This is a genomic window from Neorhizobium sp. R1-B (assembly GCF_004368875.1).
Classification (GTDB): domain Bacteria; phylum Pseudomonadota; class Alphaproteobacteria; order Rhizobiales; family Rhizobiaceae; genus Neorhizobium; species Neorhizobium huautlense.
On the sequence record NZ_SOEM01000018.1, the window covers coordinates 78,573 to 100,068 of the forward strand.

Sequence of the window (21,496 nt, forward strand, 5' to 3'; positions counted from 1 at the left end):
TCGATCAGCCTCCCGCCACCAGCGACACGGGAATCTTGCGGCCTCCCGGAGGGATTTTTCGAAAGTCGAGATCGCGGCTGACCAGCCGTTCGACGCCGGCCGCAGCATCCGCCAGAAGCTGCCGGTAACCCGTGATGGACCGCGCGAAGACGTTATAGATGACCACGGCCGGAATGGCGGCGACGAGGCCGATCGCCGTCGCGAGCAGAGCCTCGGCAATGCCCGGTGCGACGACCGCCAGATTGGTCGTGTTCGACTGGGAAATGCCGATGAAGGAGTTCATGATGCCCCAGACGGTGCCGAAGAGGCCGACGAACGGCGCAGTGGAGCCGATCGTCGCGAGTACGCCCGTACCGCGCGACATGCGGCGGCCCGCATAGGCTTCGATACGCGACAGTGCCGATCCCACGCGTTCCTTCACGCCCTCGCCATGGACGTGGTCCAGCGCGGCTTCGGAAAGCTCCATCTCCTCGGCTGCCGCACGCAGCATGTGGGCGGCCGGGCCGCCACGGCTCCCGGCTGCGTTGACCGCCTCAGAAAGCGTGCGGGATGAGCGGATGGTCTTCAGCGTCCTGGCTGCACGGGCACGCGCTCCGGCAAGCTCCAGCGTCTTGGCGAGCCACACGGTCCAGGTCACCAGCGAGGCGAAGGCAAGGCCGAGCATCACGCCTTTGACCACCCAGTCAGCTGCCATGAACATGCCCCAGGGAGAAAGGTCATGAGGCAGGTCCGGGCGGCGTTCGGGCTCCAGGAGCTGGGTGAGCATATCGACCGGCTGTTGTGAAGCAGGTGCGGCGGGCGCAGTCCCGGCGGAGGTGGGTGCCTGACTAGCAGGCGAGGCGGGCACGCCGGCCTCGGAAGCTGGCGTGGTAAGAACTGGAGGGGTCTGGCTTGCGGCTGCCGGATCCGCGGGCGCCTGGGGGACCGGCGGCGCTGTCGTGGTTGCCTGCGAAGGTGCCGGCTGCGCCTGGGGCTCAGGGGCAGGAGTTTGCGCCATGCCGGTCGAAGCTGCCAGCACCAGCATCGCCAGCGTTAGGGGAAGCCGGCTCCTGTTCGGCTGGCGCGTGTGAAAAGCGAGCTTCAGGGTAACAGGCATGGCAGGCGGTACTCCGGACTGTTCGACAACGCGATCGGCGGAGGGCGAATCGGCGTCGCCACAAATGGCACACCGGAAGCGGGCGACCACCGCCGCCTGACTTCGCGATTATGCTGCTATCCGATAATAAACATGACTAGAAATGGCAACTAATAAATCTTGAGAAAATCGATCAAATTCATCTGAGGCAACAATTGCCGTCAGCGACCGATGAGACAGCAATCGCCGTGGGCCGCTGTCCCATCGGGGTAGGTGACGTTAAGTGGGAGATTATTGGTCCGCCGGTTGCTCCCGGCGGCCGCGCGGATGCCTTAACGTGCCAGCCAGCCGCCATCGACCGGCAGAACCACGCCATGGACGTAGTCCGCAGCCGGCGACGCCAGAAAAACGGCCGCACCGCCAAGTTCTTCGGGCTGGCCCCAGTGGCCTGCTGGGATGCGGCCGAGGATGGCCGAATTGCGATCGGGATCGTTGCGAAGCGCTTCGGTATTGTTGGTGGAGAAGTAACCAGGCGCGATCGCATTCACGTTGATGCCCTTGCCAGCCCATTCGCAGGCGAGCAGGCGCGTCAACCCGGCCAGGCCGCTCTTGGAGGCCGTATAGGAGGGAATACGAATGCCGCCCTGAAATGAGAGAAGCGAAGCGATATTGATGATCTTGCCGCTCTTGCCTTCGCTAATCAGACGACGGGCGAAGGCCTGGGAGAGGAAGAAAACCGTCTTGAGGTTGACATCCATCACCGCATCCCAGTCCGCTTCGCTGAAATCGATTGCGTCGGCCCGGCGGATAATACCGGCGTTGTTGACAAGGATGTCGGCGCGGCCTGTCCAGGCAATCGTCTGGTCGATCACGTCCTGAACCGGTTCGATCGTCGAAAGGTCAGCCTTGATGGTGCAGCTTTTTCCGCCACCGGCGGCGGCGATGGCCGCTTCGGTCTCCGACATCGAGGATCGTCCCACCAGCGCCACGTCCGCTCCCGCGCCGGCGAGTGCAACGGCTATCGCCTGTCCGAGCCCCGTATTGGCGCCGGTGACGATTGCCGTCTTGCCGCTCAGATCGAATGAAACAGCCATGTCTTCCTCCTCAAAAGCCAGAAATGCAGATACGGCCTGCTTACCGTTACGAGCGCTCCGGTAGAAGCTGAAAATTTTTGCCACAGCATCAGCCGGTGCCGTCAAGGGCTCGAACTGGCATCTCTGAAAGGATTGATCCAGCGGCGGCTTATCGGGCCCGAATAAACAGCCTGTATCGATCTGCAGTCTCATCATAGGGAGAGGTCGCCGCGGCAGAAGACTCGGTGGTAGGCCCGCTTCGTCTGCTCTCCATAAGTCAGGCCGGCAGCTCGGCGCTGCGACCAGTTCCTCAAGCGGCACCGAATCGTCAAAATGCCAGAAGCCGCCCGTGAAGGTCACGGACGGCTCCTGAAATTGCTGAGGCTCGTTGCCGGAGGTCACAGCGTGCGCGTGACGTGCTCCACGCGGAAGCACTCGATGACGTCGCCGGCGCGGATGTCTTCGTAGTTCTCGAAGGCCATACCGCATTCCTGACCGACCGGCACTTCCGACACTTCGTCCTTGAAGCGCTTGAGCGTCTTGAGTTTGCCCTCGTGAATGACGACGTTGTCGCGCACGAGGCGTACGCCCGCACCGCGCTCGACCTTGCCTTCGGTAACACGGCAACCAGCGACCTTGCCGACCTTGGTGATGTTGAACACCTCCAGTATTTCGGCATTGCCAAGGAAGGTCTCGCGACGTTCCGGAGACAGCAAGCCCGACATCGCTGCCTTCACGTCATCCACCAGATCGTAGATGATGTTGTAGTAGCGGATTTCGATGCCCGAACGCTCGGCGAAGGCGCGCGCCTGTGCGTTGGCACGGACGTTGAAGCCGATGATCGCCGCATTGGATGCCTCGGCAAGCGAGATATCCGACTCGGTGATCCCGCCTGCACCCGAGTGAACGACACGGGCGCGGACTTCGTCCGTGCCGAGCTTGTCGAGCGCACCAATGATCGCTTCGATAGAGCCCTGCACGTCGCCCTTGATGACCAGCGGGAATTCCTTCAGGCCAGAGGCCTGCAGCTGCGTCATCATCTGCTCGAGCGATCCGCGCGAGCCGGACTGGCGTGCCGCGGCCTTGTCGCGGGCGAGACGCTGGCGGTATTCCGAGATCTCGCGGGCGCGGCCTTCGTTCTCCACGACGGCGAACTTGTCGCCTGCCGCCGGCGTGCCGGAAAGACCAAGCACTTCGACAGGCATGGCAGGGCCGGCTTCCTTGACGTGTTCGCCCTTGTCGGTGACGAGCGCCCGGACGCGACCCCACTGGTCGCCAGCCACGATGATCTGGCCGGGTCTCAGAGTGCCCTTCTGGACGAGGACCGTTGCGACGGAGCCGCGGCCGCGGTCGAGCTGGGCTTCGATGACCGTACCTTCGGCCGTCCGGTTCGGATTGGCCTTCAGATCGAGAATTTCGGCCTGCAGCAGGATCGCCTCAAGCAGCTTGTCGAGGTTGGTGTGGTTCTTCGCCGAAACTTCGACATCGAGCACCTCACCACCCATGGATTCCACGAAAACCTCGTGCTGCAGAAGCTGCGTGCGCACCTTCTGCGGATCGGCCGTCGGCTTGTCCACCTTGTTGATCGCCACGATGATCGGAACGCCTGCCGCCTTGGCATGGTTGATCGATTCGATCGTCTGCGGCATCACGCTGTCGTCGGCAGCAACCACGAGGATTGCGATGTCGGTCGCCTGCGCACCACGGGCACGCATTGCCGTAAAGGCGGCGTGGCCGGGGGTGTCGATGAACGTGATCTTCTGGCCGTTCTGTTCGACTTGGTAAGCGCCGATATGCTGGGTGATCCCGCCGGCCTCTCCTGCCACCACGTTCGCGTGACGGATGGCGTCGAGCAGCGAGGTCTTGCCGTGGTCAACGTGACCCATGATGGTGACCACCGGTGGGCGCGAAACCATTTCGCCTTCGTCGTCTGCAACGTTGAAGATGCCTTCCTCGACGTCGGATTCCGAAACGCGTTTGACGGTGTGGCCGAATTCGCCGGCGATGAGTTCGGCAAGGTCGGCGTCGATGACGTCGCCCGGCTTCATCATCTGGCCTTCCTTCATCAGGTACTTGATGACGTCCACGGCGCGTTCGGACATGCGCTGCGACAGTTCCTGAATGGTGATGGTCTCAGGCAGAATGACTTCGCGCACGACTTTTTCGCGCGGTTCCTGCATCTGGCTGCGGCGGAATTTCTCCTGCCGGCGCCGCATGGCTGCCATCGAACGACCGCGAGCACCGCCCTCGTCGTCCTCGCTGACGGTAGTTACCGTCAACTTGCCGCGGCGGCGGTCTTCCTCGCCCTTCGGTCGGGCAGGAACTTTGGCTGGTGCGGGCGCTGCAACGCGGCCGCGGCCAGGAGCGCCCCGAGCCGGAGCCCGTTCCTCTTCTTCGTCCTCGCCGGCCCTGCGGCCGCGACCGACGACGGGCTGACCTGCAGGTGGTGCCGCCGGAGATGGGCGGGGAGCCGATGGACGCGTCTCCTGCGGGCGGCCCGCCGGAGTGGCGGCACGTTCTGCCGGCCTTTCGGCAACCGCAGGGGCGGGAGCCGCAGCTGCGGCAGGCTCTTCCTTGGCCGGTTCGGCCGTGGCTTCCGCTGCGCGGCGAGCGGCCTCGGCTGCCTCCTCGACCCTACGGCGTTCATCTTCGAGCCGGCGACGCTCATCTTCCTCGGCGCGGCGCTTGGCTTCGACGACCTCGCGTGCCTGAGCCTCAACCAGCGCTCTGCGGCGGGCTTCCATTTCACCTGCCGAGAGGTCGTGCAGGACCTGCGGACGCTGCGGCTGACGCGGCGGCGGTGCCGAGGAGCCGGACGAAGGGCGTTGCCCTTGCTGGGGAAGCGGACGCTGGCCACCTTGGGGGGCGGGTTGATGGATCCGTGGCTGAGGATTGACGGGCTGCGGCGCGGGCTGTGCCGCTTCGACAGGTTTCGGCGTCGGAGCTGCGGGCGCAAATACCGGCTTCTCATCGAGCGGCCGGGTCGGCCGGCGTTTCACCGTCTCGACCACGACGGCTTTTGTGCGACCGCGACCCATGTCTTGGCGCACGGTACCCTGGCTTACGCCCGTTGGCTTCAGTGTAAGGGTTTTCTTAACGCCGAGTGTCTTGTCGTCTTTGTTATCGGTCATTCCGTTCCTGTTCCTTCGGACAGGAACAGATGAAAGCCATCAGAACCTGTCGTTCAATTCATGTATTTCGATTATGCGTCCGGCTGAAGCCGGTGACCGCGTCATTGCTTCGGCATGTCGGCGACATCCTTTTTTTGGGACAGGCCGCCTGTGCGGTACTGTTCAAGTAGGTTTGCGCGCTTCACTACACCCTCACCCGCCTGCCCTGCAAGCGCGCAAGCATGGATAAAAGCATTCTGGCCCATCACTTCGTCCAATTCAGCTCCGGTAAAGAGCGAAAAGGATGGAATATCTTCCTCGGCATTGGTCCCGAGCTTCCAGGCCTTGCGGGCCTGGTCTATCTTTCTCACCCCGTCGGCAGCAGCGTCCGCCGCATGAAAGACGGCAAGCGCGGCGCCCGCACGGACGGCGGCATCCACCTTCATGGCGCCGGAAACGAACTGACCCGCTTTGCGGGCCATGTTCATCATGCCGACAAGATCGGCTGCGAGCAGCCTGTCCACCAGTGCACCCAGATCGGCATCGGCTTTCGCCTCGGTCTTCAGCGCCCGGGCGAAAAGCTTTTTCTGAACCGCCCGGTCAACCAGAGCCCGGTCAGCCTTGACCCAGCAGCCGCGCCCCGGAAGCTGACGCTTCAGGTCGGGCACGACGCGCCCGTCCGGGCCGGCAACGAAGCGGATCAGCGTCTCCGGCGAACCGCTTTCGCGCGTCACGATGCAGGTGCGGTCGTTCACGACAATCTCGCTCCGCTCGTCATCGTCGCTGTCCGGCTCGCCTGCGAGCGGAATCATTCCTGTTCGGCGGTATCCGCCTCCTCGACCTGCTCCTCCTGCTGCTGCGCAAGATCCTCTTCGGTAATCCAGCCAGCCAGCAGACGCGCCTGGACGATCATGTTTTCAGCTTCCACCCGCGAAACGTCGAACTTTGAGAAAAGGCCCTCGAACTTCTTCGTTTCGCCGTCCTTGCGTTCGCTCCAGCCGACCAGATCGTCGGCTGCACAACCGGCAAAATCCTCGATCGTCTTGATGCCGTCCTCGCCGAGGGCGACCATCATCTGCGCCGTCAGGCCGTCGATCTGGCGCAACTCGTCGGAGACGCCGAGTTCCTTGCGCTTGGCATCGTTCTCCGCCTCGACGCGATCCAGATATTCCCGGGCGCGGGTCTGGATTTCAGTCGCCGTGTCTTCGTCGAAACCTTCGATGGAGGCAATTTCGTCGAGCTCGACATAAGCCAGTTCCTCGACCTGCGCGAAGCCTTCGGACGCCAGCACCTGGCCGATCATTTCGTCCACGTCGAGCGCTTCCATGAAAAGGTTGGAGCGTTCGTTGAATTCCTTCTGGCGGCGTTCGGACTCTTCCTGCTCGGTCATGATGTCGATGTCCCAGCCGGTAAGCTGCGACGCGAGGCGTACGTTCTGGCCGCGGCGGCCGATGGCGAGCGACAGCTGCTCGTCCGGAACCACGACTTCGATGCGCTCGGCATCCTCGTCGAGAACCACCTTGGCGACTTCGGCCGGCTGCAGCGCGTTGACGATGAACGACGCCGGATCCTGGCTCCAGGGAATGATGTCGATCTTCTCGCCCTGCAATTCGCCGACGACGGCCTGGACGCGCGAACCGCGCATACCGACGCAGGCGCCGACCGGATCGATCGACGAGTCGTTCGAGATGACGGCGATCTTGGCGCGAGAACCGGGGTCGCGGGCGACCGACTTGATCTGGATGATGCCGTCGTAGATTTCCGGCACTTCCATGGTGAAGAGCTTCACCATGAACTGCGGATGGGTGCGCGACAGGAAGATCTGCGGGCCGCGCTGCTCGCGGCGCACGTCGTAGACATAGGCGCGGACGCGATCGCCGTAGCGCATGTTCTCTCGCGGGATCATTTCGTCGCGGCGGATAATGCCCTCGCCACGGCCGAGGTCGACGATGACGTTGCCGTATTCGACGCGCTTGACGGTGCCGTTGACGATTTCGCCGACACGGTCCTTGAATTCGTCGAACTGCCGATCGCGCTCGGCTTCGCGAACCTTCTGGACGATAACCTGCTTTGCCGACTGCGCGGCGATGCGGCCGAAATCCATCGGCGGCAGCGGGTCGGCAATGAAGTCGCCGATCTTGGCATCTGGATTGCGGTCGCGGGCCAGTGCCAGCGGGATCTGCGTGCCGTAGTCTTCGGCGGTCTCAACCACTTCCAGCAGGCGCTGCAGACGGATTTCGCCGGTCTTGGAGTTGATGTCGGCGCGGATATTTGTTTCCGAGCCGTAACGGGAGCGGGCAGCCTTCTGGATGGCGTCGGCCATCGCGGCCAGCACGATTTCGCGGTCGATGACCTTTTCGCGCGCCACTGCATCCGCGATCTGCAGAAGTTCAAGCCGGTTCGCACTCACTGCCATTGTCGTTGGTCTCCGTAGGTCGAAAGGTATGGCCTCTCCTCGAGGCCCCTTAATTTTTTCTGTTATTCGTCGTCTTCGTCGTTCTGGTTCGCTGCCTGAGTTTTGGCAAGCTTGTCTGCCTTAAGGGCGTCGCGGATCAGATCGTCGGTCAGAATGAGCTTTGCCTCAGCCAGTGCCGAAAACGGGATTATTACCCGCGGTTCCTCGCCATAGGCGACCTGGTCCCGCTCGAGGGTGAACCCTTCCGTGTCCGCTTCCGTGATCCTGCCGCGGAACCGCTTGCGGTTGTCGATCATGATCGACGTTTCGCATTTGACCAGATGGCCCTTCCAATGGGTGAAATCCGATTTCCGGACCATCGGGCGGTCGATGCCCGGCGAGGACACTTCGAGATGATACGCTTTATCGATCGGATCTTCCACATCTAGGACCGGCGAAATCGCCATGGACACGGCCTCGCAGCCCTCGACATCCATGGTCCCGTCATTGCGCTCGGCCATGATCTGCAGCGTCAGGCCGTTCTGGTTCAGCAGGCGAACGCGAACCAGCCGGAAATCCATGGAAATCAGCACGGGCTCGATGATTTCGGCGATCCTGAGGTCGAGCCCGGTCTCGATGATGAGCCGCGGCTCGTGTTCGGTTTGCGGCATAAGCTCTCCGGCATCATTGCCGAATCCGGCCTTGCCGGGATTCGGGTTGAACCAACCGCCTAACAAAAAAGAGCGGGTCCGGTCGGGCCCACTCTTCATCGGACGATCAAGAATATGGCCTGCATATACTCCCTCATGCCCTGGATTGCAAGAGTCGCCTGTTTCTTTGCCCCTGGCTGCTGGAATTTGAATATGCCCCGTCTATAACGGTTGCGTGACGACGCAGTAAAAACGAGGACGGAAATTGCCTGACCGGATATCGACCTTGTCACCCTTCAGGCACGAGACCTTCAGGACCATCTGGATAGCAAGCCTGGCCTCCAATTTCGGAGGGCTGATCCAGGCCGTCGGCGCTGCCTGGATGATGACCTCGATTTCCGATTCGCAGGATATGGTCGCATTGGTTCAGGCCTCGACGGCCTTGCCGATCATGCTTTTCTCCCTGATCGCGGGTGCTCTCGCCGATAACTTCAATCGGCGCAACCTGATGCTGACGGCGCAGATCTTCATGCTTGTGGTTTCGGTCATACTCACGCTCTGTGCCTATTTCGACCTGCTGACGCCCTGGCTGCTCCTGGCGTTTACCTTCCTGCTCGGCTGCGGAGTAGCGCTCAATAACCCTTCCTGGCAGGCATCGGTCGGCGACATGGTCCCCCGCGAGGTGCTGCCTGCGGCCGTGACGATCAACAGCGTGGGCTTCAACATCACCCGCAGCCTTGGCCCGGCCATTGGCGGCGCGATCGTTGCAGCGGCGGGCGCCGCCGCCGCCTTCGCCGTCAATGCATGCAGCTATTTCGCGCTGATCTACGCGCTCTTTCGTTGGAAGCCCCCTGTCCGCGACAATGCCCTGCCGCGGGAAACGTTGCTGCGTGCGCTTTCGGCCGGGCTCGGCTACGTGGCGATGTCGCCAAACATCCTGAACGTCCTGTTTCGGGGGCTGATCTTCGGCCTGTCGGCCAGCGCCATTCTCGCCCTTCTGCCGATTGTGGCGCGCGATCTGGTGGGGGGAGGCCCGCTCACCTACGGCGTCATGCTAGGTGCTTTCGGGGTCGGGGCGATCGCTGGGGCGATGGGCAACTCGCGGCTGCGCGAGAAACTGTCGAGCGAGTCGATCGTACGCCTCTCCTTTCTGGGGTTTGCCGTAAGCGCCGCCATTCTCGCGCTCAGCACCAATACCTGGCTCAGCACTGCGGTGCTTCTTGTTCCCGGTGCCTGTTGGGTTATGGCGCTCTCTTTGTTCAACACGACGGTGCAGCTCTCGACGCCGCGCTGGGTCGTCGGCAGGGCGCTCTCCTTCTACCAGACGGCCGCCTTTGGCGGCATCGCCGGGGGCAGTTGGCTATGGGGCATCCTCTCGGAAGGCTTTGACGTATCGGTTGCTTTATCATTGTCGAGCCTCGCGATGCTGTTCGGTGCGGCGATCGGCATGCGGGCGCCCCTGCCGCAGCTCAGCGACCTCAATCTCGATCCGCTCAACCGGTTCAACGAGCCGCTATTGAGGCTCGACCTGCAGCCTCGCAGCGGCCCGATCGTGTCGCTGATCGATTACATCATCGCTGACGAGGATGTGCCGGAATTCCTTGCCCTGATGTCACGCAGGCGGCGGATCCGCATTCGCGACGGCGCCCGGCAATGGGCCCTGATGCGCGACCTCGAGCATCCGGAGATCTGGACCGAGACCTACCACACGGCGACCTGGGCCGATTACGTGCGGCACAACCAGCGGCGCACGCAGGCGGACGCCGAGGTTTGGGACGCGATCCGCGCGCTCCATCACGAAAAAGAAGGCCCGCGGGTCCATCGCCTGATCGAACGGCAAACGATACCGCCGGACGACGACGTATTTCACAAGTCACCCCCCGACCTGCATCATTAACCGGCCCACCATGTTCCTTTTCAGAAAAGCCCGCCATTTTGATCTTCCCGCTATCGTCGCGTTGCTGGCGGACGACCCGCTCGGGCATTCGCGGGAGATCCTCTCTCACCCGGCGGATCCTCGCTATGAGCGTGCCTTTGCGGCGATCGATGCCGATGAGAACCAGCTTCTGGCGGTCGCGGTGGATTCAGCGGATCAGGTGATCGGCTGCCTGCAGCTCTCCTTCATTCCGGGCCTGTCCCGCACCGGCATGTGGCGCGGCCAGATTGAAAGCGTGCGCATCTCGGTCGGGGAGCGAGGCAGCGGGCTCGGCTCGCAATTCATCGAGTGGGCGGTGGAAATGGCTCGGGAACGCGGCTGCAAGCTGGTGCAACTCACCTCGGACAAGGCGCGGCCGGATGCCATCCGCTTCTACGAAAAACTTGGCTTTGTCGCCAGCCACGAAGGCCTGAAACGAAACCTCTAGCGGATTTTGCCTTTGAGCGACGGGTGCGGGTAGCAGGTGGGGGCAAGGCCGTTCTTCACCTGCCAGTCGCCGAGCGAACGGCGGGTCTTGTAACCGGGCAGGCCGTCCACATTGCCGACGTCATAGCCTTTGGCGACCAGCGCCTTCTGCATGGCGAGCACGTCCGAACGCAACATCTTGCCTATGTCGTCCCATTGTGCCGCGAAGGGGCCGGCCCCCGAGGCGATCCGGTCGGCAAGATTGCCGATGAATAGCGCATAGAGATCGGAGTTGTTGTATTCCTTCAGCACGTAGAAATTCGGGGTCACGAGGAATTCCGGTCCGTGCCGACCGGCCGGTACGAGCATCATGCCGGAGGCTTTCAGATCAGCGGCGGGGAAGTCTTTCCCCGAAATGCGGGTAATTCCCGTTGCGGCCCATTGCGAAATGGGCTTGGCGAGATCCGGGCCTTCCTGGGCGCACGAGACTCGTTCGGGGATGGTCACCTCGAAACCCCAGTCGCGGCCTCGGCTCCATCCTTCCTTCTGGAGATAGTGGGCGATCGAGGCGAGGGAATCCGGCACGGAATTCCAGATGTCCGGATGTCCGTCCCTGTCGAAATCGACGGCGTATTTCAAATAGCTGGAAGGCATGAACTGCGGCTGGCCGAGTGCGCCGGCCCACGAGCCCTTCATGGTCGCGGCATCGACATCGCCCCGTTCGATCATCTTCAGCGCGGCGATCAGTTCGTCGCGGAACATCTCCTTGCGGGTCGACATGAAGGCTTTGGTTGCAAGAACCTGAACGGCGGAATAGGGCAGTTTCGCCCTTCCGAAGCCGGATTCGCGGCCCCAGATGGCGACGACGATCTCTCCGGGAACGCCATAGGTCGCTTCGATCTTCTTCAGTACCGCCGCATGAGTGGAGGCGAGGCCTCGGCCTGTGGCGGCCAGTCCCTGCAATCGTTTCTCCGAGAAATAGGCGCCGGGCGAGGAGAACTCCGCCTGAGTTTGGTCCTGGTGCTTCGGCGGAGTTGTACCGGGAGGCACGAGGTCAGGCAGATCCCAGTTCAGCGTGACGCCCTGAAACGCTGCCCTCAGCGTCTTTTCGGAGATACCGGCTTTTTTGGCTGCCGGTCCCAGATCGCCGACAATCCATCCCTGGAACTGTTTTTCAACATCGGGGCGGTTCTGGGCGAGTGCGGGGACGGAGAGGAGGGCCACGATCATGGCGAAAACCAATGCGATCGCTCGCTCGACGGTACGCTTGCTCATCATCATCCTCTTCAAGGCTATATCACCGTCCTCGCCCTCAAGGCCGCCGTCAGCGTTCCCTCGTCGAGATAGTCGAGTTCGCCACCGACCGGCACGCCATGAGCAAGCCGGGTGATCTTCACCTCGATGCCGGAAAGCTGGTCGGTGATATAATGCGCCGTCGTCTGGCCTTCGACCGTCGCGTTGACCGCGATGATGATTTCGCGAATCGTACCCTCGTTCACCCGGTCGATCAGCCCGCGGATATTGAGGTCGTCAGGCCCGATGCCGTCGAGCGGCGAGAGCGTGCCGCCGAGCACGTGATAGGCGGCATTCATTGCGCCCGCCCGCTCCAGCGCCCAGAGGTCGGAAACATCCTCCACGACGATCAGCAGGGATTGGTCGCGGCTGACATCGGTGCAGACGGTGCAGGGGTCGACCGTGTCCACATTGCCGCAGCGCGAGCAGATCTTCACCTTGTCATATGCTTCACCCATGGCGTGGGAAAGCGGCCCGAGGATTTGCTCTTTCTTCTTGATGAGGTGCAGCGCCGCCCGTCGTGCCGAGCGCGGCCCCAGCCCCGGAACCTTTGCCAGAAGCTGGATGAGTTTTTCGATTTCGGGACCAGTGACTCGCTTTGCCATATTTTCCCTTTAGCCCATATGCTTCCGAAACGGAATCGCGGAAGGGATGCCTGCATGAAACTTCTCGCCATCTGTCTCGGCCACCCCGAGAAGCTGCCGGGTAAGAGCTTTAAGACCGGCATCTACAAGGCCGCCGTCAACTCTGCCGTCATGATCGACAGGCTCGGCCTGGTCGGCGACGCTGTTTGCAACACGAAACATCATGGCGGCGAGGATCAGGCGGTGCTGCTTGAAGGTTCGTTGACTCGGGATTGGTGGGCTCAGGAGCTCGGCCGCGATCTTCTGCCCGGCACGTTTGGCGAGAACCTGATCATCGACGGCCTCGATAACCGGGACGTTGCCGCCGGCGACCGCTTCCATGTGGGCGAGGTCGTGCTTGAAGCAAGTTGCGCCCGCTCGCCCTGTAACACGCTTGCGGTGAAGATGGGCGACCCGACATTCGTGAAGGCCTATACCAGAGCCGGTCGCCCAGGCATCTATTGCCGTGTGATCGTACCCGGCATGATTTCGCGGGGCGATCCCGTCCGCCACGAACATTATGCCGGCGAGCGCGTCACCATCCCGGAAATGCTGGCGGCCGTCGGCAGAAGCCTCTCGGACGCGGAACGAGTTCGTTTCCTCTCAGCTCCCATAGGCCACCGATGGAGGCCGGCATTCGAGGCTTAGCGCGTGGCGATTGCTGCGGCCGCACCCGCCATCGTCCCGGCCGAAAGGCGGTTGGCGATCTTCACGGCGCGCGGGCTTTTCAGGAATTGCCGGGCCTTGGCGGCAAGCAGAACCCATGCAAGATCGACAACGACCAGCACGACAAACATCGCGGCAATCAGCTCCAGCCAGCCGGCAAGCGTCACGCCTCCAAGGTCTATGATCGAGGGCAGCAGCGCCACATAGAACATCATGATCTTCGGATTGCCGAGCGTGAGCGTCAGCCCGGTCAGAAACATCTTCAGCGCCGATCGGCTTTCCGGCAGTTCCTTGTCGGAACCGGCAGGCTCTGCGACCCACATCTTCCAGGCGAGATAGAGCAGGTAGATGACCCCGAGCCACTTGATCGCGACGAAGACGAGGTGAAAACTCTCGGCAATGGCGGCGAGGCCTGCGACTGCAAAGGAAAGCCATACCGCTTCACCGATCCACATGGCGGTCAGGAAAGGCGGCACGTCGCGGTAGCCTTTGGAAAGTACGCGGGCGACAAGCGCAGCGATGCTCGGCCCGGGCGAACCAGCGGCAACGAAAAGCGCTGCTGCAAAAACCAGAAGCGATGTAAGCGTCATCGGAACCTCCCAATTCCCTTATAGACGGATCAGAACGGCATCTTGAAGCCGGGCGGGATCGGTAGGCCGGCAGTCAGTTCCTTCGTTTTTTCGGCAGCGATCGCCTCGGCGCGCTCCTTTGCGGTCTTGTGGGCAGCGACGATCAGGTCTTCCAGGATCTCGACCTCTTCTTCCTTGAGGAGCGATGGATCGATCTTCAAGCCGAGCATTTCGCCCTTGCCGTTCAACCGGACGGTCACCAGGCCGCCGCCGGATGTGCCTTCGACGTCCAGAGCGGCGATATCCGCCTGCATCTGTTCCATCTTGGCCTGCATTTCCTTGACTTTGCCCATCATGCCCATGATGTCGCGCATGTCGAAAATCCTCTTCTTTTACAATTCGATGTCGTCGCCGGGCAGGATGTCGCCCTCTTCGGATTCCGCGGCTGCCGGTGCAGCAATTTCTGCCGCCTCGTCTTCTTCTTCCTCCGCCCGGATACGGACGTCGATGATCCTGGCTCCCGGGAATTGCGCAAGAATGGCCGCCACGTCCGGATCGGCTCGGGCATCGGTCTTGCGCTGCTCCTTGGCCTGCTCTTCCGCCTGAGCCAGCGTCGGGGCGCCGCGCTCGTTGGAAAGCGTCACCCACCAGGTGGTCCCGGTCCATTCCCGAAGCTTCGACGTAAGGTCGTTGACGATGGATTTGGGCGCATCGGGCTCAAGGTTGATTTCGAGCCGCCCCGGCTCGAGCTTGACCAGATGGACGGACTGCCGGATGCGCGCGCGCAATACGGGTTCGCGATTTTTGGCGCAGAGGTCGCCGATGTCTTCCAGCGATCGCACGTGAACCTTGGGCTCCGGCTGGGGTTCGGCCGCCGCTTGGAGTGCGGGGCGCTCCAGTGGTTCCTGTGCGGTTTCCGGTGAAGGAACGGCACGCAGCATTGCTGTCGGTCCTCCAGCAGGGACGCGGGGCGTCGACATCTCGGTGCCGCGTGCATTGACCGGAGGCTGGGACGGCGAGGCCGCCCGTCCCCCGCCGTTCGGTGAGGGTGCGGAGCGCTGGCCGTCGCCGCCGGACAGATCTGAGAGCCTTCGCGCGGCATCTTCCGGTGAGGGCAGATGAGCCGCATGGGTCAGACGGATCAGGACCATTTCGGCGGCACCTGATGGCCGCGAAGAATTCTCTGCCTCCGGAATGCCTTTGAGCAGCATCTGCCAGATGCGCGACAGCGTGCTTACGGCAACGCTCTCGGCGAATTCCCGGCCGCGCAGGCGTTCCACTTCGCTCAGCGACGGATCGTCGGCCGCATCGGGAATGTATTTGAAACGGGTGACGAGATGGGTGAAGTCGGCAAGATCGGTCAGCACCACCACCGGATTGGCGCCGGCCTCGTATTGCGCACCGAATTCCGAAAGCGCAGCCGTGACATCACCCCGCACGATATGTTCGAACAGATCGACGATCCGGGCCCGGTCGGCGAGCCCGAGCATGCCCCGCACGGTATCGGCGAGGACACTGCCGCCGCCATGGGCGATTGCCTGGTCGAGCAGCGACAGGCCGTCGCGCGCCGAACCTTCGGCGGCTCGCGCGATCATCGACAAGGCTTCCTGCTCCGCCGGAAAGCCTTCCTTTTCCAGGATTGTGATGAACAGCCCGACGAGATCGGCCGCGCTGATGCGGCGCAGGTCGAACCGCTGGCAGCGGGAAAGGACGGTGATCGGGACTTTTCTGATTTCCGTCGTTGCGAAGATGAATTTCACATGCTCCGGCGGCTCTTCGAGCGTCTTCAGGAGGCCGTTGAAGGCCTGCGTCGAAAGCATGTGCACTTCGTCGATGATATAGACTTTGTAGCGCGCCGAGACGGGACGGTAGCGCACCTGCTCGATGATCTCGCGGATGTCGTCGATGCCGGTATGGGAAGCCGCGTCCATCTCGATGACGTCGACATGCCGGCCTTCCATGATCGCCTGGCAGTGATCGCCGGGGATGCGGAGATCTATCGTCGGTTTGTCGATCTCGGGCGTCTTGTAGTTCAGCGCACGGGCAAGAATGCGTGCGGTGGTCGTCTTGCCCACCCCGCGAACACCGGTCAGCATATAGGCCTGGGCGATGCGGCCGGTCTCGAAGGCATTGGTGAGGGTTCTCACCATCGGCTCTTGCCCGACCATCAGGTCGGAGAAATCCTTCGGACGGTATTTGCGGGCAAGCACCCGGTAGCCGCTACCAGTTGTAGTGCTGTTCGATGTCGGCCCGGTATCGCTCAATTGAGTCCTCACAATCCTGGCGGGCCGCGGCCGGCCACTTGACCGGACCGGATTTTGACCAAGATGCTGTTGAAAGCAAGGGTGGGAGGCTGGCACGGCGACCCGTGCCGGGCTCGTTAGGGCTGCTTCCTTCCGGACCTGACCCGGTTGGCGAGTGGCTCGTCCACCACCAACCTCCCGCCGCACATATCGTCAATAACGCTTCCAAATGCAAGCCAGACCTGTAAAAAACTGCTATCGAACAGAAAACACGACGGGAGGAAAGCTTGAGCGCATTCGAACTGGACGGACGAATCGAGAGGGATTCCGAGCTTGTGAAAAAGCTGGACCTCTGCCAGTTGCGTCTCCAGAACGACAGCCGCTGGCCCTGGCTGGTCATGGTGCCTGAGAGAAACGGAATGAGCGAGATCTTCGACCTCTCCCCCTCCGATCAGGCTCTCCTTTCCGCCGAGATCAATCGCGTGGCGGCGGCTTTCAAGCAGGCCACAGGGGCAACCAAGATCAATGTCGGCGCCCTCGGCAACATCGTGCGCCAGCTGCATGTCCACGTCATCGCCCGCTTCAAAGGCGATCCAAATTGGCCAGGCCCCATCTGGGGTTTTGGCCAGGCGACGCCCTACGAACAACCACAGAAGCAGAACCTCATCAAGAAACTGGTTGAAGCCCTTTCATGACCGCTACCCTTTTCGATACCGATGCACCCCACCCGGAGCCAAGCGAGCTCACGGCCTTTTCCGGCAACAAGCTCGACAGGCAGGCGGAATATCGTGCGGATGACTGCGTTGAAAAGGCGCTGGCCGTAGAAGGTACGCATATTCTCGCCTTCAGCGGCAGCCGGCTGATCCTCAAGCATGACGGCCAGATCCTCGATCCGCTGTTTTCGGCCTACGAGCTTGCGGAACTGAAGCCCGATTTCGATGCCGCGGTCCTGCTCGGCTACAAGGAAAACGGGGAGCCCCGGATTGCGGTGCCGGTCCTCATTCCAGCGGAAGAGCTGGCAAGTCATTACAAACCGACGGAGGCGCGGGCGCTTTTCCGCGATTCCCTTATTCAAGGTGAGCTGCTGGGGGAAGTCGCGCAGGCCGTCGCGCTTCTCAATTGGAATGCCGCCAATCTTTTCTGCGGCAAGTGCGGCTCGCCAACAGAGATGAAGATCGGCGGCTACAAGCGCGTCTGCACGAAATGCGAACACATGATGTTTCCGCGGACCGATCCGGTTGTCATCATGCTGACCATCGATGTGGAGCGGGATCGTTGCCTGCTGGGCCGCAGCCACCATTTTCAGGAAGGCATGTATTCCTGCCTGGCAGGCTTCGTTGAACCTGGTGAGACGATCGAGAATGCCGTGCGCCGCGAGACCTTTGAAGAGGCGGGAATCGAGATCGGCCGTGTCCGCTATCATGCGTCGCAGCCCTGGCCTATGCCTCATTCGCTGATGATCGGATGTTATGCCGAAGCCAGATCGGTTGAGATCAAGATCGATACCCAGGAAATGCAGGACGTCCGATGGTTTGGGCGGGCGGAAGCGGCTGTCATGCTGGAAGCCGGTCCCGGCAGTCCGTACTTCGCGCCGGTCGAAGGCGCGATAGCTCATCGGCTGCTGCGTGACTGGATCGAGTGGGGTGACGAGCGGTCAGGCGCAGCCTGAGCAATCGGTCGGGCGAATCGATTGCAGCGAGGAACGCCCTGAGCTTAAGCGGGGGCTGGAGGATTCAAATCTCATGACTGTCGCTCGCTCGGAGCGCCTGCTGGCCCTTCTCCAGACGCTCCGGCGCTACCGGCAACCTGTCAGCGGTGCCAAGCTCGCCGCCGAAACCGGCGTCAGCCTTCGCACCCTTTACCGGGATATCGCCAGCCTCCAGGCACAGGGTGCCTTCATCGAAGGTGAGGCGGGCGTCGGTTATGTGCTGCGGCCGGGTTTTATGCTGCCGCCGATGATGTTCACCGAAGAGGAGGTCGAGGCGCTGGTGCTCGGCTCACGCTGGGTCGCCAACACGGCCGATACACGGCTTGCGGCCGGCGCCGTCGATGCGCTTGCGAAGATCGCTGCGGTCCTGCCGCCGGAGCTGAAGGAAGAACTCGACACCTCGCCGCTTCTCGTCGGCGCGCCGCGCCGGCGGGAGGACCAAGCCGATCTGACCCTCCTCCGCAGGGCGATCCGGGCCGAACATATCCTTGAACTCGCCTATGAAGACGAGAAGGGCGTGCTCACTCATCGCGCGGTCTGGCCCTTCGCTCTCGGCTTTTTCGAGAATGTCCGGGTGATGATCGCGTGGTGCGAGCTGAGGCAGGGTTTTCGCCACTTCCGCACCGATCGCATTGCGTCGGCCAGTTCCACGGAAAAGCGTTACCCGCGCCGCAGGCAGGTGCTGCTGAAGGAGTGGCGGCTGGCGCAGGGAATTCCAAACCCTCAATGATCGCTACTGCCATTATCTGACAGTAGGGTGGGATACGTGTCCTGTCAGTCCCAACCAAGGAGCACTGAAGTGACCCATCCCGATTTCATCATTCTCTTCGTCGACAACCCGCTGAAAAGTGCGGATTTCTATCAATCACTGTTCGGCGTCGAACCCGTGGAGCGTTCGGCGACCTTTGCTCTCTTTATCATCCCCACGGGCTTGCGGGTCGGCCTCTGGTCCCGCCACACGGCCCAGCCGACCGTGACTTCGGGCGGTGGCGCCGCAGAACTGTGCTTCAAGCGAGAGGACGAAGCCGATGTCGAACGGATATATGCGGATTGGGCAGGCCGTGGTCTGCGTGTCCTTCAGGCGCCGGTGCAGATGGACTTCGGCTACACCTTTGTCGTGACGGATCCGGACGGTCACCGCCTGCGTGTCTATTCCATGGGCGGACAGTAACGAAACCGGTCGGGGCAGCGGGCCGACCTGCTGCCCCGTCTTCTGCTGCCTGCGTTATTCCCTATTCAAGGTTCCCCGCATGGGGTGCCCCTTGTAAGTTCCGAGAATGCGTACCTTTTCCGAGAAGAAGCGCAGTTCTTCCAGAGCCCGGCGCACCGGCGGGTCGTCTGGATGGCCTTCGATATCCGCGTAGAACTGGGTCGCCACGAACTTGCCGCCGAGCTGGTAGCTTTCGAGCTTGGTCATGTTGATGCCGTTCGTCGCAAAGCCGCCCATCGCCTTGTAGAGCGAGGCGGGAATGTTGCGGACATTGAACACGAAGGTGGTGACGATGATTTCGGAAGGGTCGTTGCGCTGCACCCACTTTTCGTCCCGGGAAAGCACGACAAAGCGGGTTACGTTGTTTTCCGTGTCCTCGACATTTTCCGCTATGATCTCAAGGCCGTAAAGGTCGGCTGCAAGCCGGGGGGCAAGCGCCGCCATGGTGCGGTCGCCCTTTTCGGAAACCAGTTTCGCGGCACCGGCGGTGTCGCCCGCAACCACCGCCTTCCAGCCGTTCGCCCGGATGATCTTGCGGCATTGGCCGAGCGCGTGAATATGGCTGTGGACGGTGCGGATTTCCTCCCGCTTCACGCCGGGCAGCACCATCAGCTGGAAGCGGATCGGCATGAAATATTCGCCGACGATATGAAGCCGGGATTCCGGCAGCAGATAATGGATGTCGGCGACGCGTCCCGCGATCGTATTCTCGATCGGGATCATCGCAAGATCAGCCTCCCCGTTTTCGAGCGCCTGGAAGGCGTCCTCGAAGGTCGGGCAGGGAAGCGGCTCCATCGACGGAAACATATCCCGGCAGGCCATGTCCGAATTGGCGCCGTTGTCGCCCTGAAAGGCGATGCGATTGGTGACTGCGTTCATCGGATTATCCGTCAGGAGGAAGCGCGTGCCGAGAGGATCGCCCGCGCCTTTTCAAGGTCGGCCGGAGTATCGACACCGAGAGGGACCGAGTCAACGATCTCTACGTCGATCCGCATGCCGGCTTCAAGTGCACGCAATTGCTCGAGCGATTCACGCTTTTCGAGCACCGAAGGACCGAGAGATACAAACTTCGCGAGTGCCGTACGGCGATAGGCGTAGAGCCCGATGTGATGGTAAAGCGGCCCATTGCCATAAGGCGCCGTGGCGCGGGTAAAGTAGAGCGCCCTCAGTCGGGTTTCCGACAACGGCGACCCAACGACTTTTACGACGCTGGGATTGGTCTTTTCATGCTCCTCGGTGATTTCCACGGTGAGCGTTGCAATATCGGTCGAGGGATTTTCGAGCGGACGGAGCGAAGCGCGCACGGCATCGGGTTCTATCGTCGGCAGATCGCCCTGAACATTGATGATGAAATCCATCTCGGCATTCGGGTCGGCCTTCTGCACCGCTTCGAAAATTCGGTCCGAGCCGGATTGATGGTCCTGGCGGGTCATGACGACTTCGAAACCGGCGGCGGCCACCGTGTCGTAAACCGCCTGGTCGTCCACGGCGACTATGATTCGCCCCGCTTCGGCTTCCTGAGCGCGTTTCGCAACCTGCACGATCATCGGCAGGCCCGCAATATCAGCCAGAGGTTTGCCCGGCAGCCGCGTGGACGCCATGCGCGCCGGGATCAGCACCAGCGTCCTGTCAAAAGCCGAGTTCTTCATAGGGGATACCCTTCTATTCCGGGTGAAACAGTGTCAAAAAGTCTCAAGCGCGGGACGATTATCGTGTTGCAACAATGATGCAAAAGACATAGGTTCCGCGCAATTTCAAGATGGCCCGCCTTGTGACAGGCGGTTGCAAAGGAGCGGTTGCGGATGAATCCCTACGTAAACATGGCGGCAGGCGCCCTGCTTGCAACGGTCTTCGTCATGATGTCGGTGTCGATTGCCTCGGAAGGGATATTCCACGCGCCGGAACCTGAGAAGGAAGGCTTTGCTATTGTCGCGGCTGAAGAACCTGCCGCTGGCGAAGGTGGCGGCGAAGCGGCCCCGGCTGCCGTTCCGGTTGGTCAGCTTCTTGCCAAGGCCGATGCCGCAGCCGGTGCCGCTGTCTTCAAGAAGTGTCAGAGCTGTCATGCGGTTGAAAAGGGCGGGGCGAACAAGGTCGGGCCTGGCCTTTGGGGCGTTGTCGATCGCCCGATCGCTTCGCATGAAGGCTTCGCCTATTCCGCCGCCATGAAGGATTTCTCCAAGGGTGGCGCCGAGAAGTGGACTTTCGAGCACCTCAATCACTTCCTTGCGGCTCCCAAGGCTTACGTGAAGGGTACGGCTATGGGCTTTGCCGGCATCAAGAACGACACCGAGCGCGCCAACTTGCTCGCCTATCTGCGTGAACAGTCCGACAGCCCGGCGCCGCTTCCGGATCCGAATGCCGCTCCGGCCGCTCCGCCCGCCACCAACTGATCGGTGCAGACGAACTCCATTCGAAAATGCCCGGCTTGATCAGCCGGGCATTTTTTGTTGTGCGCCCAGCATGGGCGCATTCTTGTGGGTGGAAGTCCCACCGTAAGCTGGTCATGGCGAGCGAAGTGAAGCGCAACTGCGGAAGGGCGA

General features: G+C 62.0%; 21 protein-coding genes and 1 other RNA gene. 8 read left to right on the forward strand and 14 right to left on the reverse strand.

What is annotated here, in order from left to right; genetic code table 11:
- Positions 1–4 precede the first annotated feature (4 nt).
- From exbB to rimP, 6 genes are all read right to left on the reverse strand, one after another.
- A complete protein-coding gene (exbB, locus tag EDE05_RS20705; RefSeq protein WP_134102819.1) occupies positions 5–1,096 on the reverse strand; it encodes a tonB-system energizer ExbB in 1,092 nt (363 codons plus the stop codon).
- A 311-nt stretch (positions 1,097–1,407) separates the two neighbouring features.
- Positions 1,408–2,169, reverse strand: coding sequence for a 2-dehydro-3-deoxy-D-gluconate 5-dehydrogenase KduD (kduD, locus tag EDE05_RS20710; protein WP_134102822.1), 762 nt, complete (start codon positions 2,167–2,169; stop codon positions 1,408–1,410).
- 377 nt (positions 2,170–2,546) lie between these two features.
- Positions 2,547–5,279, reverse strand: coding sequence for a translation initiation factor IF-2 (gene infB, locus EDE05_RS20715; RefSeq protein ID WP_134102825.1), 2,733 nt, complete (start codon positions 5,277–5,279; stop codon positions 2,547–2,549).
- A 101-nt stretch (positions 5,280–5,380) separates the two neighbouring features.
- A complete protein-coding gene (locus EDE05_RS20720) occupies positions 5,381–6,067 on the reverse strand; it encodes an RNA-binding protein (RefSeq protein ID WP_134102876.1) in 687 nt (228 codons plus the stop codon).
- Positions 6,067–7,674, reverse strand: coding sequence for a transcription termination factor NusA (gene nusA / locus EDE05_RS20725; RefSeq protein ID WP_134102828.1), 1,608 nt, complete (start codon positions 7,672–7,674; stop codon positions 6,067–6,069). Before nusA ends, EDE05_RS20720 begins: the two co-directional genes overlap by 1 nt.
- 62 nt (positions 7,675–7,736) lie before the next feature.
- The gene (gene rimP, locus EDE05_RS20730) at positions 7,737–8,324 is read right to left on the reverse strand and encodes a ribosome maturation factor RimP (RefSeq protein WP_112796469.1); all 588 of its coding nucleotides are present in this window, start codon (positions 8,322–8,324) and stop codon (positions 7,737–7,739) included.
- A 244-nt stretch (positions 8,325–8,568) separates the two neighbouring features.
- Between rimP and EDE05_RS20735 the strand changes: the two genes are divergently transcribed.
- Both EDE05_RS20735 and EDE05_RS20740 read left to right on the forward strand, forming a co-directional pair.
- Positions 8,569–10,200 (forward strand): MFS transporter, encoded by a 1,632-nt coding sequence (locus tag EDE05_RS20735; protein ID WP_134102831.1) that lies wholly within the window; start codon positions 8,569–8,571, stop codon positions 10,198–10,200.
- Between the two features lie 10 nt (positions 10,201–10,210).
- Positions 10,211–10,666 (forward strand): GNAT family N-acetyltransferase, encoded by a 456-nt coding sequence (locus EDE05_RS20740; protein ID WP_134102834.1) that lies wholly within the window; start codon positions 10,211–10,213, stop codon positions 10,664–10,666.
- Here EDE05_RS20740 and EDE05_RS20745 read toward each other — a convergent pair.
- Both EDE05_RS20745 and recR read right to left on the reverse strand, forming a co-directional pair.
- Positions 10,663–11,919, reverse strand: a complete 1,257-nt coding sequence (locus EDE05_RS20745; protein WP_245519953.1) for a lytic murein transglycosylase — start codon at positions 11,917–11,919, stop codon at positions 10,663–10,665. The two genes, EDE05_RS20740 and EDE05_RS20745, sit on opposite strands and share 4 nt — an antisense overlap.
- 17 nt (positions 11,920–11,936) lie before the next feature.
- Positions 11,937–12,542 carry a recombination mediator RecR gene (gene recR, locus EDE05_RS20750; protein ID WP_105373628.1) on the reverse strand — a complete coding sequence of 202 codons (606 nt, stop codon included), beginning with the start codon at positions 12,540–12,542 and terminating at the stop codon, positions 11,937–11,939.
- 54 nt (positions 12,543–12,596) lie between these two features.
- On the opposite strand from recR, the gene EDE05_RS20755 reads away from it, so the two are divergent.
- On the forward strand, positions 12,597–13,208 hold the full coding sequence (locus EDE05_RS20755) for an MOSC domain-containing protein (RefSeq protein WP_134102837.1): 612 nt from the start codon (positions 12,597–12,599) through the stop codon (positions 13,206–13,208).
- On the opposite strand, the gene EDE05_RS20760 is transcribed toward EDE05_RS20755, so the two are convergent.
- The 4 genes from EDE05_RS20760 to ffs all read right to left on the reverse strand — a co-directional run bounded on the left by EDE05_RS20760 (position 13,205) and on the right by ffs (position 16,237).
- A complete protein-coding gene (locus EDE05_RS20760) occupies positions 13,205–13,816 on the reverse strand; it encodes a LysE family translocator (protein WP_134102840.1) in 612 nt (203 codons plus the stop codon). The two genes, EDE05_RS20755 and EDE05_RS20760, sit on opposite strands and share 4 nt — an antisense overlap.
- A 29-nt stretch (positions 13,817–13,845) precedes the next feature.
- A complete protein-coding gene (locus EDE05_RS20765; protein ID WP_134102843.1) occupies positions 13,846–14,169 on the reverse strand; it encodes a YbaB/EbfC family nucleoid-associated protein in 324 nt (107 codons plus the stop codon).
- Between the two features lie 18 nt (positions 14,170–14,187).
- Positions 14,188–16,059, reverse strand: coding sequence for a DNA polymerase III subunit gamma/tau (locus EDE05_RS20770; RefSeq protein WP_134102846.1), 1,872 nt, complete (start codon positions 16,057–16,059; stop codon positions 14,188–14,190).
- A gap of 81 nt (positions 16,060–16,140) precedes the next feature.
- An RNA gene (gene ffs / locus EDE05_RS20775) (signal recognition particle sRNA small type) lies at positions 16,141–16,237 on the reverse strand.
- Between the two features lie 88 nt (positions 16,238–16,325).
- On the opposite strand from ffs, the gene EDE05_RS20780 reads away from it, so the two are divergent.
- From EDE05_RS20780 to EDE05_RS20795, 4 genes are all read left to right on the forward strand, one after another.
- Positions 16,326–16,733, forward strand: coding sequence for an HIT family protein (locus EDE05_RS20780; protein WP_134102849.1), 408 nt, complete (start codon positions 16,326–16,328; stop codon positions 16,731–16,733).
- Complete coding sequence (nudC, locus tag EDE05_RS20785) at positions 16,730–17,707, forward strand: NAD(+) diphosphatase (RefSeq protein ID WP_134102852.1); 978 nt, start codon at positions 16,730–16,732, stop codon at positions 17,705–17,707. Before EDE05_RS20780 ends, nudC begins: the two co-directional genes overlap by 4 nt.
- 73 nt (positions 17,708–17,780) lie before the next feature.
- On the forward strand, positions 17,781–18,476 hold the full coding sequence (locus tag EDE05_RS20790; RefSeq protein ID WP_134102855.1) for a YafY family protein: 696 nt from the start codon (positions 17,781–17,783) through the stop codon (positions 18,474–18,476).
- A 69-nt stretch (positions 18,477–18,545) separates the two neighbouring features.
- The gene (locus tag EDE05_RS20795; protein ID WP_134102858.1) at positions 18,546–18,917 is read left to right on the forward strand and encodes a VOC family protein; all 372 of its coding nucleotides are present in this window, start codon (positions 18,546–18,548) and stop codon (positions 18,915–18,917) included.
- A 54-nt stretch (positions 18,918–18,971) separates the two neighbouring features.
- On the opposite strand, the gene EDE05_RS20800 is transcribed toward EDE05_RS20795, so the two are convergent.
- On the reverse strand, positions 18,972–19,835 hold the full coding sequence (locus EDE05_RS20800) for a prephenate dehydratase (protein WP_134102861.1): 864 nt from the start codon (positions 19,833–19,835) through the stop codon (positions 18,972–18,974).
- An 11-nt stretch (positions 19,836–19,846) separates the two neighbouring features.
- Entirely contained in the window at positions 19,847–20,605 is a 759-nt protein-coding gene (locus tag EDE05_RS20805) for a 3-deoxy-manno-octulosonate cytidylyltransferase (protein WP_134102864.1), read from the reverse strand.
- A 153-nt stretch (positions 20,606–20,758) separates the two neighbouring features.
- Between EDE05_RS20805 and EDE05_RS20810 the strand changes: the two genes are divergently transcribed.
- Positions 20,759–21,346, forward strand: a complete 588-nt coding sequence (locus tag EDE05_RS20810; RefSeq protein ID WP_134102867.1) for a cytochrome c family protein — start codon at positions 20,759–20,761, stop codon at positions 21,344–21,346.
- Positions 21,347–21,496: the final 150 nt, after the last annotated feature.